This is a genomic window from Lacinutrix sp. 5H-3-7-4 (assembly GCF_000211855.2).
Taxonomy (GTDB): Bacteria; Bacteroidota; Bacteroidia; order Flavobacteriales; family Flavobacteriaceae; genus Lacinutrix.
This window is the reverse complement of the sequence record NC_015638.1, coordinates 3,061,719-3,074,964: the sequence shown is the minus strand read 5'-3', so window position 1 is coordinate 3,074,964 and position 13,246 is coordinate 3,061,719. Positions and strand designations below refer to the sequence as shown.

The 13,246-nt window shown below is 30.3% G+C and carries 11 protein-coding genes; 4 read left to right on the top strand and 7 right to left on the bottom strand.

All coding sequences use genetic code 11. The annotated features are described in order from the left end of the window. Positions 1-90: 90 nt before the first annotated feature. Together LACAL_RS13855 and LACAL_RS13850 are read right to left on the bottom strand one after the other, a co-directional pair. Positions 91-1,470, bottom strand: coding sequence for a hypothetical protein (locus LACAL_RS13855; RefSeq protein ID WP_013871385.1), 1,380 nt, complete (start codon positions 1,468-1,470; stop codon positions 91-93). Between the two features lie 313 nt (positions 1,471-1,783). Further along, a complete protein-coding gene (locus LACAL_RS13850; RefSeq protein ID WP_013871384.1) occupies positions 1,784-2,995 on the bottom strand; it encodes a multidrug effflux MFS transporter in 1,212 nt (403 codons plus the stop codon). Positions 2,996-3,115: 120 nt separating this feature from the next. Between LACAL_RS13850 and LACAL_RS13845 the strand changes: the two genes are divergently transcribed. The 4 genes from LACAL_RS13845 (at position 3,116) to LACAL_RS13830 (ending at position 8,972) form a co-directional block, all read left to right on the top strand. Beyond that, a complete protein-coding gene (locus LACAL_RS13845; protein ID WP_013871383.1) occupies positions 3,116-4,885 on the top strand; it encodes an ABC transporter ATP-binding protein in 1,770 nt (589 codons plus the stop codon). 135 nt (positions 4,886-5,020) lie between these two features. After that, complete coding sequence (locus LACAL_RS13840) at positions 5,021-6,472, top strand: alkaline phosphatase PhoX (protein WP_013871382.1); 1,452 nt, start codon at positions 5,021-5,023, stop codon at positions 6,470-6,472. 1 nt (position 6,473) lies between these two features. Next, positions 6,474-8,255: a cytochrome-c peroxidase gene (locus tag LACAL_RS13835; protein WP_013871381.1), complete on the top strand. Its 1,782-nt coding sequence runs from the start codon at positions 6,474-6,476 to the stop codon at positions 8,253-8,255. Between the two features lie 93 nt (positions 8,256-8,348). After that, a complete protein-coding gene (locus LACAL_RS13830; protein ID WP_013871380.1) occupies positions 8,349-8,972 on the top strand; it encodes a MarC family protein in 624 nt (207 codons plus the stop codon). Between the two features lie 5 nt (positions 8,973-8,977). On the opposite strand, the gene LACAL_RS13825 is transcribed toward LACAL_RS13830, so the two are convergent. From LACAL_RS13825 to LACAL_RS13805, 5 genes are all read right to left on the bottom strand, one after another. Further along, positions 8,978-9,607, bottom strand: coding sequence for a hypothetical protein (locus LACAL_RS13825; RefSeq protein ID WP_013871379.1), 630 nt, complete (start codon positions 9,605-9,607; stop codon positions 8,978-8,980). A gap of 33 nt (positions 9,608-9,640) precedes the next feature. Further along, positions 9,641-10,324 (bottom strand): PrsW family intramembrane metalloprotease, encoded by a 684-nt coding sequence (locus tag LACAL_RS13820; protein ID WP_013871378.1) that lies wholly within the window; start codon positions 10,322-10,324, stop codon positions 9,641-9,643. 18 nt (positions 10,325-10,342) lie between these two features. After that, a complete protein-coding gene (locus LACAL_RS13815; protein WP_013871377.1) occupies positions 10,343-10,891 on the bottom strand; it encodes an NUDIX domain-containing protein in 549 nt (182 codons plus the stop codon). Next, positions 10,892-12,052 carry an aminotransferase class V-fold PLP-dependent enzyme gene (locus LACAL_RS13810; RefSeq protein WP_013871376.1) on the bottom strand — a complete coding sequence of 387 codons (1,161 nt, stop codon included), beginning with the start codon at positions 12,050-12,052 and terminating at the stop codon, positions 10,892-10,894. 75 nt (positions 12,053-12,127) lie between these two features. Continuing rightward, on the bottom strand, positions 12,128-13,216 hold the full coding sequence (locus LACAL_RS13805; protein ID WP_013871375.1) for a M42 family metallopeptidase: 1,089 nt from the start codon (positions 13,214-13,216) through the stop codon (positions 12,128-12,130). Positions 13,217-13,246 lie beyond the last annotated feature (30 nt).

Below are 13,246 nucleotides of genomic sequence, written 5' to 3'. Positions count from 1 at the left end.
CTGAGCTAAGCGTTTTTAAAGTAATATTTAAAAACGCTTTTTTTTTGTTTTAACCTTTATAACTATCCTACAGTATACTTCAGCTGTAAATTATAAACTTCTCGCTAATTTTTGAATATAATTATACATAGCTTTTAGCTTAGCATCGTTACAATTAGAGTTTATGTACTTATTAATTTGTTGTGAGCCTTCGAGCCTAAATAATATGGCTTGTCTCACTGGTTCTATATTGTTTTGAGATTTTCCCTCTAAATAAGCTTTAAAAATATTATACATTACTGTTTGCTTATTATAAGCAGCAAATTTATTGTAGATGTTAAAGTATTTTGTTTCTACATAAGATACTTGAGGTTCTCCAAGCGAGGTTTCACTAATTTTAAATCCATCACTATTATATCGGCTTTCAAAAGCATGAATACTAATTTTTGTTACGTTAGATAAATTGTTTCGGCATGTGGTTCCATAGGCATCCATAAAATCTTCGTAGAAAAGTTTAAAAAAGTCAGAGTAGCGTTCAAAAAAAGGAAACTCATTGGTTTCTAATTGTGTTATTAAGTCGCTGTACGAGTTTATTCTAGGTGCTTCTGCGCTGTAGTAACCAAAATCAGACAAATTTAACTGCCAATTGTTGCTTTTATTAGCCTTAATAACACCTTTAGTGCCTTCTCTTATAAAAACATTATCAGGTACATCTTTTAAAGAAAATTCAAAAGTTTCCACATCTGGGCATTCTAAAAGGAAAGGTTTAATTGTTCGTTTTGCAATTTTTTCATAATAAAGCATTCCTGTTGGCTTTTTATAAGCATAACGCTCTGTATTGTTACTAAAAACAGGTGCTATATTTAATTGTTGTACGGTTTTACATGGTCCTTCATAATTAACAGCTAAATAAGTGTTTAAAAATGGTGTTGTGTTAAATTTTATTTTTAAGTTATCTAAAGATGCACCAAAACCTTCTTTAAGTTTCCAATTATTAGTTTTAGACATGTTTGCTTGCACCGTTATTGTTTCGGCTTTAGTATTAGATTCTGTTTTGGGTATGTATAAAGGCCCAATATTAACTCTAATAGATTCAAGTTCTTCACACTCTTTTTTTAAACCTTTAGATAGTGCATTTAACATGTTTTTAATTGGTAAGTCTTCTAGTTTTCTTGTTTTTATAAAAGTTTGAAGTAATGGGTTGTGATTAAACAATTGGCCAGTTTCTATTTTAATTTGTTGGCCACAAGTTCCTCTATAAGTAATAAATATATCTTCTGCAGACGGACGGTTGCCTTTACGGTTTCCTGTAGAAGCTATAAATTTTCCTGGATGTCTTTTAGAATTTTGAGATTCAAATCTAGCAGAAATACCATTAGATTTATAGAGTTTAAACTCACCATGTTCAAGCTCCCATATTTTTTGTTCTTGAGCAAAGCTTAAATTAATAAATAGTATAGCAAGACACAGGTATAAAAGTTTTGAATACATAATGTTTTTTTATAGATTAAATAGCATAGCTAAAATACAGTTTTATTTACTAAACACGTGTTTAATATTCTGATTTTTAGATAATTAAATTATTTGTTGTAATAGGAGAGTAGTATTGGTTTTTTTTATTTGGATAAAGATGATTTTCCACCAAAATACTATCAATAAAACGCTAAGGTATTGGTGTCTAAATAAAACTAGAAATAATTTTGGATATGTATATACTAAAAAATTATACTACCTAAGAGGCAAAGGGTTTGTTGTAAATATTTATTACTCAGAATAAATAATAAAATAGCCTATAACTATTAAATTAAACAGTTTTTGCAACACCATTTATACGCCTAACATAAGCAAATACAAGTACAGTTAATAAACCAAAAACCATAAAGCCAAGAAACAAAGGTAATACTGAAGTTTTTACATAACTACCAATAAAATTAGCAATTGGTACAGCCATAACTGTAGAAACAAAACCATTTATTGCAGCACCAATTCCTGCAATATGTCCTAAAGGTTCCATGGCTAGAGAACGTAAGTTTCCAAATAATAAACCTACAGCAAAAAATTGTACTAATAAAAAACCTAGCAATACTGCAACAGGCGGATTTATACCTTGCCAAAATAAAATCACATATAGTACAGAAATTACAAAAAAGGCAAATGCAGCCACAGATGCAAGTTTAAAAGATCCAAACCTAACAACTAGTCTACTGTTTAAAAATGTAGATAAACCAACAGAAATAGCTGTGCTTGCAAAAAAGTAAGGGAATAATTCACCTAAGCCATATTGTTCTTGAAAAATTTGTTGAGAGGTACTTAAATATACCATAAAAGAACCAGTAATAAATCCAGATGCTAAAGTAAAAGCAATTGCAGGCTTAAATTTTAAAAATTCTTTTGTACCTGTAATAAATATTCTTGGAGAAAATTTAATGGTATTATGTTTAGCTAAGGTTTCTGGTTGGCGTTTCCAAAACCAAAAAATAATTAAAACACCAATTACTAAATTAACATTAAAAATAGCTTTCCAGTTAGAGAAATTTAATAAAAACTGACCAAAAGTAGGAGCAATTACAGGAACCAAAATAAAAAACATAACAACTATAGATAGTACTTTTGCCATATAATCGCCACTATAAGTATCTCTAATCATTGCAATAGATATAGTTCGTGGTGATGATAAACCAACACCTTGCAGTATGCGTCCTAAAATCATCATTTCAAAACTCTCTGTAGTTACACAAATAAAACTTGCAATAGCAAAAATTACAAAGCCTATGTAAACCATTGGTTTTCTCCCAAAACTATCAGACAATGGACCAAAAACTAATTGACCGCAACCAATACCAAGAAAAATCATGGTAATTAAAAGTTGGTTATTTTCAGGATTTGTAACTCCTAGACTATTACCAATCTCTGGTAAAGCAGGAAGTAAGGCATCAATAGTTAGAGCAACTAAAGACATTAATGCAGCCATTAATGCTATAAATTCGGTTTTTATTGGCGCTTGTTTTTGCATCATGCAAAAGTAAGGTAATTGTAAGGAGCTTTTCAAACTAAAAAATGAATTAACAAAACATTAATTTTTCAATGTAAAACGTATAATATTTACAAGCGTATCTTTGCAAGATAAATTGTAGATATGCGATCATATAAAACTTCAGAAAACAAAAATAAAGCCAAACCAAAAGTTACAATGGCTCAAGCTTTTAAAACTATAATTTGGCCAAGACGTAAGTTGGTGTTTATTGGTTTAATTTTAATAGTAATAAAAAGTTTATCTGGTTTAATATTACCATGGCAAAGTAAAGTACTGCTTGATGAGGTTGTACCAAGTGGCGATACTAGTAAACTATGGGTTTTAATAGCAATTGTAATAGGAGCAATAACAGTACAGGCGGTAACTTCGTTTTTATTAACAAAAATATTAAGTGTTCAAGCACAATATCTAATTAGTGAGTTACGCGCTCAAGTACAAAAAAAGGTATTATCGTTACCCATTAGTTTTTTCGATAATACTAAATCTGGTGCGTTAGTATCCAGAATCATGACAGATGTAGAAGGCGTTAGAAATTTAATAGGTACAGGTTTAGTACAATTAGTTGGTGGTACATTTACCGCTGTTATATCATTAATAATATTAATAAAACTAAATCCATGGATGACGCTTTTTGTGTTTATTCCATTATCAATTTTTGGAGTTATTGCTTTAAAAGCATTTAAATATATAAGACCAATTTTTAGATCAAGAGGAAAAATTAACGCCGAAGTAACAGGACGTTTAACCGAAACCCTAGCAGGTGTTCGTGTTATAAAAGCCTTTAATGCCGAAGAACAAGAAAATTCTGCTTTTGAAAAAGGTGTTGAGCGACTATATAAAAACGTAAAAAAGAGTTTAACAGCAACAGCTTTAATGACGAGTTCTTCAACCTTTTTAATAGGTGTTGCTACTACAGGTATTATGGGCATTGGTGGTTATTATATGATTCAAAATGAAATGACCACAGGTGATTTTCTATTTTTTACTCTAGTTTTAGGATTCATGATTGCACCAATAATACAAATGAGTAACATAGGAAGTCAATTAACCGAAGCTTTAGCAGGTTTAGATAGAACTGAAGAGCTAATGAATATGGCGGCCGAAGAAGACGATAAAAACCGAACCATAGAATTACAAGAATTTAAAGGCGAAATAGAGTTTAGTAACGTCTCGTTTGAATATGAAGATAATAAACCTGTATTGCATAATATAGATTTTAAAGCACCATCAGGATCTGTAATTGCATTAGTAGGAAGTTCTGGTTCAGGAAAATCTACAATAGCAGGATTATCGGCTACATTTTTAAATCCTAAATCTGGAAAAATTACTATAGACGGTAAGGATTTATCTAAAATAAAATTAAATAGTTTTAGACAACATTTAGGTGTAGTATTACAAGACGAATTTTTGTTTGAAGGTACAATTAAAGAAAACATTATGTTTCCAAGGCCAAACGCTACAGAAGTTCAATTACAAGCAGCAGTAAAAGCGGCTTATGTAAATGAGTTTACAGACCGTTTTGAAAATGGTTTAGAAACTTTAATAGGAGAAAGAGGCGTAAAACTTTCTGGAGGACAAAGACAGCGTATAGCCATTGCAAGAGCTATTTTAGCAGATCCTAAAATTATTATTTTAGACGAGGCAACCTCAAATTTAGATACAGAAAGTGAAGCTTTAATTCAAAAAAGTTTAGCACAGTTAACAAAAAATAGAACAACAATTGTTATTGCACATAGATTAAGTACAATTCGCAAAGCAGATCAAATTTTAGTTATTGAAAACGGAAAAATCGCAGAGCGTGGAAATCATGATGAGTTAATAGCATCACAAGGACGTTATTTTGATTTGTATACCTATCAAGCAAAGATTTAGAAACACTATTTTTACTTTAGTTTTACATTTAACATTCACATAAACTTACCTTAATAATTACATATTTTTTAATAAACATTGTGTTAAAGTTTAATTGGTTGCTTTACGTAATCAATTTAACAAACCAAAAACATAATGAAAAATTACTTAAAAGTAACCGCATTAGGATTAAGCTTTTTAGCCTTAGCCGCATGTAAAAATGATGATGACAATGCAGCCATAGTAGAAAACTCGAATCCTGTAGAATTAAAAGCACATTCTACAACACCTACTTTATTAAAAGTAAGCCCAGAATTTAGTAACATTGATGTGTATCCATTAATGACATCTGAAGATCAATTAGAACAAACACCAAATTTCGTTTACGGTTCTATGGCAGATGGTGCTGGATTAATAAAAAATGATAATGGTACATTTACTTTAATTAATAATATAGAAGCAGATTTTTCTATTGCTAGAATTGAATTAGATGAAACTTTCAAGCCAGTTGCAGGAGAATACATATTAAACGCTACAGCAACAGCTGCAACAGCACAATGTTCAGGTTCTTTAGTAACACAAGAAGAGCACGGTTTTGGACCATTATATTTATCTGGTGGTGAATGGGGTGGAGCAAGTAAAGGTGTTTTTGCAACAGATCCTTTTAGAAGTTCTGGAAACGCATCTTATGCTCAATTATTACCAGCATTAGGACAATGGTCTACAGAAAATGCTGTAGTTATTGGTAAAGATGCTTACCAAGATAAAACTGTTGTTTTTATTGGCGATGACCATTCAGATAACGAAGCACCATCAGGACAATTAGGAATGTATGTTGGTAATCGTGGTGATTTATATGGCGGTCAATTATATGCTTTACGTGTAACAGATACAGCAATAGATTTTGAAGTAGATATGCAAGAAGGACAAAGTTATAGTATAGATTTTGTGCCTTTAGAAGAAACTGAAATTACAATGTTAGATACCGAAGCTAAAACAAAAGGAGCAATGGGCTTTTCTCGTTTAGAAGATATCGATTGGAGAAGAGGTTCTGCAGCAAATAATAGAGAGATTTATTTTTGTGTTACAGGAAGAAAAAAACCAGGATTAGTTGGAAAAGGAACAACTTATGGTCGTATTTATAAAGTTACATTAAATGAAAATGATCCATCTGGAGCTGGAACAATTACTTGTGTATTAGATGGTGATTTAGAAAGTGGTAAAGCAAAAGCTTTCCACAGTCCAGATAACATTTTAGTTACAGAAAATTATGCTTACATTCAAGAAGACCCAAATGGTTATTTTGATAATGCAGATAAAATGCATTACGCACGTTTATACCAATATAATTTAAACGATGGTACATTTAAAACCGTTTTAGAAGCAGATCAAGATTTAGCAGAAATTCAAGGCTATGGTACAACTAGTAGTACTTGGGAATTAACAGGTATGATTGATATCTCTGAAACTGTAGGAATAGATGACACGTTTTTATTAATAACACAAAACCATGGTTGGCAAGGTAACTTTACAGATCCTGCAGCAAATCCATCACCAACAACAGGAGAAGGAAGTATGATTTTTACTATAAACGGTTTAGAAAGATAAAATGTTTTCAATTTATTTAAATTTAAACATAACACGCACTTTAAGTGCGTGTTTGTTTTTAGTTTTACTTTTAGGCTGTAATCAAAAAAAAGAAGCTTACGAAAGCGATCCTGTTTTAATATTACAATCTAATTATAAGTCTGGTTTACAAACATGTATTAAGCACTTAGAGGCTTTAGAAGTTGCTAAAAATAAAACTCAGGGAATAAAAGCTTATAAATTAGCACGTTCTGCATTTAAAAGCTTAGAACCTATTTTAGCATTTGTAGATAAGGCTAACTACAAGTTTTTAAATGCACCAAATATTCTAAAAATAGAAGAAGAAGACGCTACAGATATTAAAATAAATAATCCAAAAGGATTTCAAGTGTTAGAAGAAATGCTTTTTGACGATGACGTAGATTTAGCAACAATTAAAACCACTGCAAAAGCAACTAAAAATCGCTTAAATTTAGTACTTAAAAACACAAGTTTAAAGCTTAAAAACCACCATGTAATTTGGTTAATTAGAGATGAAATTGCCCGTGTAGCTTTAACAGGTATTACTGGTTTTGATTCACCTGTTCTTGAAAACTCTTTATTTGAAGCACAAATAGCCTATAAAACAATACAAGATATTCTTAATGTATTTAAAAGTAATTTTAAAAACCAAAACCTAGTAAAAAATTGGAACACAGAAATTGCTGAAACTATAGCGATTTTAAATGCAGATTTTAATACGTTTGATAGATATAGTTTTATAAAAAACCATACAAACAAACAACTTCGCTTATTAGTAGAAACACAAAGCGATTGGAATGTTAATTTTCCTTTTGAGCTGGCTTTTAAAAATAATATGACATCTTTGTTTTCTAATGAAACATTTAATTTAAATTATTTTTCAGATAGCAATAAACAAGATCATAAAGTAGTAAAAAAGGCCACGTTAGGACAACTGCTTTTTAACGATAAAAATTTATCTACTTCCCAAGAGATAAGTTGTGCAACATGCCATGTAAAAGAAAAAGCATTTACAGATGGTTTTAAAACTTTTAAAAAACAAACCAGAAACACACCAACTGTTGCTTATGCGGCACTTCAAAAGAGTTTTTTTTATGATGGTCGCGCGGGAAGTTTAGAAGGTCAAATTGTAAGTGTAATTGATAATAAAGACGAGTTTCATTCAGATTTAAAAACGATTACTAATGCCGTTTTAAAAAATCCTAAATATGTGTCGGCTTTTAATGAGTATTATGGTAAAATTTCCGATAGAGAAATAAGACATGCGATAGCAACTTACATTCGTAGTTTAAATACATTCAATTCTAAATTCGATAGAAATATAAATAACCTAGAACAATCATTAACCAAAAGCGAGATTAACGGATTTAATATTTTTAACGGTAAAGGTAAATGTGCAACCTGCCATTTTGCACCAGTTTTTAATGGTACAGTTCCTCCAAATTTTACCGAGAGTGAAATGGAATTAATTGGTGTGCCAAATTCAACTAAAATGAAACCAAAAGTTAGTCCAGATTTAGGACGTTACAATGTTTTTAATACTAAAGAGCGTAAATTCTTTTTTAAAACACCAACAATTAGAAATATTGAAAAAACTGCACCATACATGCATAATGGCGTTTATAATACTTTAGATGAGGTTCTTGTTTTTTATAATAACGGTGGAGGAAGTGGCTTAGGTTTAGATTTAGAATATCAAACTTTACCTAGCGATAGTTTAAACTTATCTAACTCTGAAATTAAAGACGTTGTAAACTTTATGAAAACGTTAAATGATGAATAGAAAATGTAAATTTTATTGATGTTTTACTAAGTATTTATTCAATTTAAATTAACCTTTTTTATTGATAAAAATAATCTCTTTGTCGAAAAAACAATGGAGTTATATTTAATTGCTTTTGGCGCTTTATTTTCAATAATGAATCCGCTAGGAACCGTACCTGTATTTGTAGGCTTAACACTTGAACATACTAAAAAAGAACGTGCAGTTACGGCTTTCTGGACTGCTGTAGATGTGCTTATTATTCTATTACTATCCTTTTTTGCTGGTAAGTATATTTTATCTTTTTTTGGCATAAGTTTAAACGCATTAAAAATTGCTGGAGGTTTAATTATTGCATCATCTGGATTTGCTTTACTTACTGGTAAATTTCGTGAACATAAAGGTATGAAACGCCAAAAAGTACAAGAAGATATACATAGTCGTGAAGCAATAAGCTTAACACCTTTAGCAATACCTATGCTTGCTGGTCCTGGAACTATTTCTTTACTAATTACGTATAATCAAGAATTTCAATTAACACAAGATATTTGTATAATAGTTGGTGCTTTATTTACTGCAGCGCTAACTATTTATTTGGTATTAAAAAGTGCACATTTTATAGTGAAATTTTTAGGTGCTTCTGGTATAAATGCCTTATCAAGAATTATAGGTTTTATTGTAATTGCTATTGGTGTAGAATATATTATAGCCTCTGTAGTTTCTGTACTTGGGTTGTAAAAGGTTTAAAAATATGTAATATCTCTTGTTATTATTTTTTTACTATTTGTGTTAGTAAAGCTTTTTTGTAAACTTATGCAATTACCATTTATGTCCATTTTTAAGCATTGTAATTGTACAGTATTTATAGTATCCTTAGCTTTATTTAAAACAATAATAGTTTCTAGAAGGTTGGTTTTAGCGTTGTAATTGTATAGCCTGGTTTTAAAGTCTGTAAAATTGTCTTCGGTTTTATTTAAAGTTCCATCTGGGTTGTAATAAGCTATATATTCGTTTACTTTATATTGCTTTTGGGTATAACAACTTATACGTTCTCTTTGTTTAGGTTTCCATCTGGTTTTACAGTAATAAGCTTCTTTATTTGGGAATGAGCGTTTGTTAAAAAAAAGTTTCTTTTCTATGGTTTCAATACGTGTATTTTCTGCATTATAAACTTCAGCATAATTTATGCGTCCGTTATTAGTTAATTGCATTTTGGTAGTTTCAACCAATTTTTTGTTACCATTAGTTTCAAGGTAAGTTGTTTTTGTTATGCTTTTTATAGCGCCTGTAAGTTGTTTTTTGTTTACATATTTTTTTGTAGCACAAGACTGTACCAAAGCGAGTAGAAGTATATATTTTAAAACAGTTTTCAAAATTATAGAATTGCTTGTTTTAAAGATACAAATTTATTTGTTTTCAATATTAAAATATGATATGTCCTGATGCTTCTTTATTGCTTTTCTAGACAATAAAATAGCTACTATTAAAGAGACTATTGCACCAATCCAAATACCTGGTACAAAATCTATAAATAAGAAAAAGTCGTAAGCACCATGAAATAAAATTGCTAAGCCTAAACCAGCCATATTAAGTATAAATCTATTATTAGAAAACTTTGCTTTACCCATAAAATATCCCATAAGAATACCAAAGGTTGCATGAGCAGGAATGGCAGTAAAAGCTCTTAAAACTGCTGTAGAAATACCACTTTCCATTACGTACATAATATTTTCTGTTGCAGCAAAACCCATTGATACCATTACGGCGTAAACAATACCATCAAAAGGTTCGTTAAACTCTTTATTGCGTTGTGCAAAAAAGAACACAATAAGATATTTACTTAATTCTTCTGTAAAACCAACAACAAAAAAAGCTTGTACAAACTGTTGCCCAATGCTTAAACTATTAGTTAGCGGTAAGACAATATCAAAAACACCATATAAAATTAAAGCTAGTATAACGCTAACAATAGCTCCTAAAATAAAAGATAGTATTAAAAGTTTTTTTGGCTCTTTTTCATATTTATCTTTAAAATAAATATATAATATTACTGCGGCAACAGGAGCAAGTGCATAAAGAATTAAATCCATAAAACGAATGTAGATAAATTATAGCACTTTTTTTATGCTGTTTAAAACAATCTCATAATACGCTTTATTTGATGCTACAAAATGACCGTTTGTTTTAGAGTGATTTAATAATTTCTGAAAGGTTTCAGTTGAAACTAATTTTAAAGCTTCAACTTCTTCTTTTTGAGGTGTAAGTTTATTTATATCTACTTTTAATTGGGCTATATAAGTATGATGAAATTCATTATCTATTATACCATTATCATATTTTTTAAAGCATTTAAAAGTGCCAATTTTTGTTAAATCATCTTCACAAATAGATAATCCAATTTCTTCTTCTATTTCTCTAGTAGCTCCTTTTTTTAAAGTTTCTCCTGCATCTATATGTCCTGCAACACTAACATCCCAAAGTAATGGACAAATAGCTTTTGTTGCAGCACGTTGTTGTAATAAAATTTCTCCAGTAGTTGTATAAAACCAAATGTGAACGGTGTTATGGTATAAACCTTTACTATGTATAACGCTTTTTAGAGCAGTTTTTCCTGTTGTTTCTCCTGTATTGGAAACAATGTCTATAAGTTCGTCCATTTAATTGTTAATAATAACAGATTTTATACAATTAACTAATTTTTTAAAATGTCTTTCTGTATTAAAATAATGGCAAGACAAACGTATGTATTTTCCTCTAAAGGAAACATAAATTTTTTGTTTAGTTAATTTTGTTTTTAAAAGGTCTATGTCTATTGTTTTTGGTAATTCTACACCAAATAAATGATGCGATCTATAGTGATCATCATCAATAAAACAACCAAGACCTTGTAAAGTGTTTACAGTTTCTTTAGTAATTAATTTACAATAGTTTTGTATGTCTAGTGGCGACCATTTTAATACTTGTTCTAGCGCTTTAATTTGCATGTTTACGTAAATAAAACTTGCATGTTCTCCAGCGCAATATCTATTTGCTAATGGTTTATATTGGTTTTGATATTGTGTTAATTGCGATAAGTTTTCGCTATTTAATCTATTAGTCCAATTTTCTTCTATAGGTTCTCCATTATCAAAATAAGCACCAAAATAAGCGTAAGCACAACCATAAGGTCCAAATAACCATTTGTATCCTGCACAAATAACGGCATCCGGATTTATTTCTTTTACCGAAAAAGGCAAAGCACCAATAGATTGGCTACCATCTATAATAAGTAGGCTATTATTCGCTTTTGCTTTTTTACTAATTGCTTTTAAATTAAAAAGTGAACCGTTAGACCAATGTATATTTCCCATAGCAATTACAGCAGTATTACTAGAAATACTATTTAGTATTAAGGTGTTCCAGTCTCTTGTACGGTTTTGTTGTGCTTGAGGTATTGTAACCGTTTTAATTGTTGCATTATTTTGGTCTGCAAGTTTTTGCCAAGCATAGTAGTTACTAGGAAATTGCTCACCAATAATTAATATTTCGTCTTCAGGATTTAATGTAATGTTTTTAGTAACAGTTGCTATACCATAAGAAACCGAAGGAATTGTTGCTATACGGTTATAATTATCAACATCAATAACTTTAGCAAACAGTTGTTTTAATTTGGTTACAGGCTCAAAATAATTTGACGTTGGTATAGTAAACGGTCTTGATTTTTGTAAAACAGATTCTAATCCTGCAATTTCACTAGTTTTTAAAGATGGTGATAAGCTTGCTGTATTTAAGTAGCTAACATCTTCTGGAATATCAAATAAATGTTGTTGGTGCATCATGAGATTAAAAGTATAAAAAAAGCCTCTAAAAAAGAGGCTTAAAAATAATTTGTTTTATTAAACGTAACCGTGTTTTTATTTAAAATAAGAAAATGTTTCACCATCTTCAATTTTTAAAAGTGTTTCGTAAATTAATTTAATTACATTTTCTACATCATCTTTATGTACAGTTTCTACTGTAGTATGCATATAGCGTAGCGGTAAAGAGATTAAAGCAGAAGCAACACCACCGTTACTGTAAGCAAAAGCATCTGTATCTGTTCCTGTTGCACGAGAACATGCTGCACGCTGAAATGGTATTTTTTTCTCGTCGGCAGTATCTGTAATTAAATCTCTTAATTTTTGTTGTACGGCAGGAGCATAAGCCACTACAGGACCTTTACCATTTTCAACATGACCTTGTACTTTTTGATTAATCATTGGAGTGGTAGTATCATGTGTAACATCTGTAACAATAGCTACGTTGGGCTTAATACGATCTGTAATCATTTGTGCGCCACGTAATCCTATTTCTTCTTGTACAGAGTTTGTTATGTATAATCCAAAAGGTAATTCCTTTTTATTTTCTTTTAGCAAACGTGCTACTTCGGCAATCATAAAACCGCCCATTCTATTATCTAAAGCACGACATACAAAGTTGCTTTTATTTAAAATGTGAAACTCATCTGGATATGTTATTACACATCCTACATGTACACCAAGTTTTTCTACTTCTTCTTTAGTAGTACAACCACAATCTATAAAAATATTGTCTTGTTTTGGCGCTTCTTCTTTAGACTTGTTTCTGGTGTGTATAGCTGGCCAGCCAAAAACACCTTTTACAATACCATTTTTTGTGTGGATATTTACAATTTTACTAGGTGCAATTTGGTGATCACTACCACCGTTTCTAATAACAGAAATTAATCCATTATCACTTATGTAATTAACATACCACGAAATCTCATCGGCGTGACCTTCAATAACAACTTTATACTTAGCATCTGGATTTATAACACCAACGGCAGAACCGTAAGTATCTGTAATAAATTCATCTACATAAGGTTTTAGGTAATCCATCCATATTTTTTGTCCTTCCCACTCGTAACCTGTTGGAGCTGCGTTGTTTAAATATTTTTCTAAAAAGTCCATAGACTTTTTGTTTAGTATGCTTTGTTTTGCCATCTGTTTTTAATTTTGCACTAAAATAACAAT

Excerpts from the sequence above, each read along its gene's own strand:
- LACAL_RS13815 (WP_013871377.1), bottom strand. The coding sequence starts at position 10,891 with ATGGACGAACTTATAGACATTGTTTCCAATACAGGAGAAACAACAGGA.
- LACAL_RS13855 (WP_013871385.1), bottom strand. The coding sequence starts at position 1,470 with ATGTATTCAAAACTTTTATACCTGTGTCTTGCTATACTATTTATTAAT.
- LACAL_RS13850 (WP_013871384.1), bottom strand. The coding sequence starts at position 2,995 with ATGATGCAAAAACAAGCGCCAATAAAAACCGAATTTATAGCATTAATG.
- LACAL_RS13805 (WP_013871375.1), bottom strand. The coding sequence starts at position 13,216 with ATGGCAAAACAAAGCATACTAAACAAAAAGTCTATGGACTTTTTAGAA.
- LACAL_RS13840 (WP_013871382.1), top strand. The coding sequence starts at position 5,021 with ATGAAAAATTACTTAAAAGTAACCGCATTAGGATTAAGCTTTTTAGCC.
- LACAL_RS13820 (WP_013871378.1), bottom strand. The coding sequence starts at position 10,324 with ATGGATTTAATTCTTTATGCACTTGCTCCTGTTGCCGCAGTAATATTA.
- LACAL_RS13830 (WP_013871380.1), top strand. The coding sequence starts at position 8,349 with ATGGAGTTATATTTAATTGCTTTTGGCGCTTTATTTTCAATAATGAAT.
- LACAL_RS13810 (WP_013871376.1), bottom strand. The coding sequence starts at position 12,052 with ATGATGCACCAACAACATTTATTTGATATTCCAGAAGATGTTAGCTAC.
- LACAL_RS13835 (WP_013871381.1), top strand. The coding sequence starts at position 6,474 with ATGTTTTCAATTTATTTAAATTTAAACATAACACGCACTTTAAGTGCG.
- LACAL_RS13845 (WP_013871383.1), top strand. The coding sequence starts at position 3,116 with ATGCGATCATATAAAACTTCAGAAAACAAAAATAAAGCCAAACCAAAA.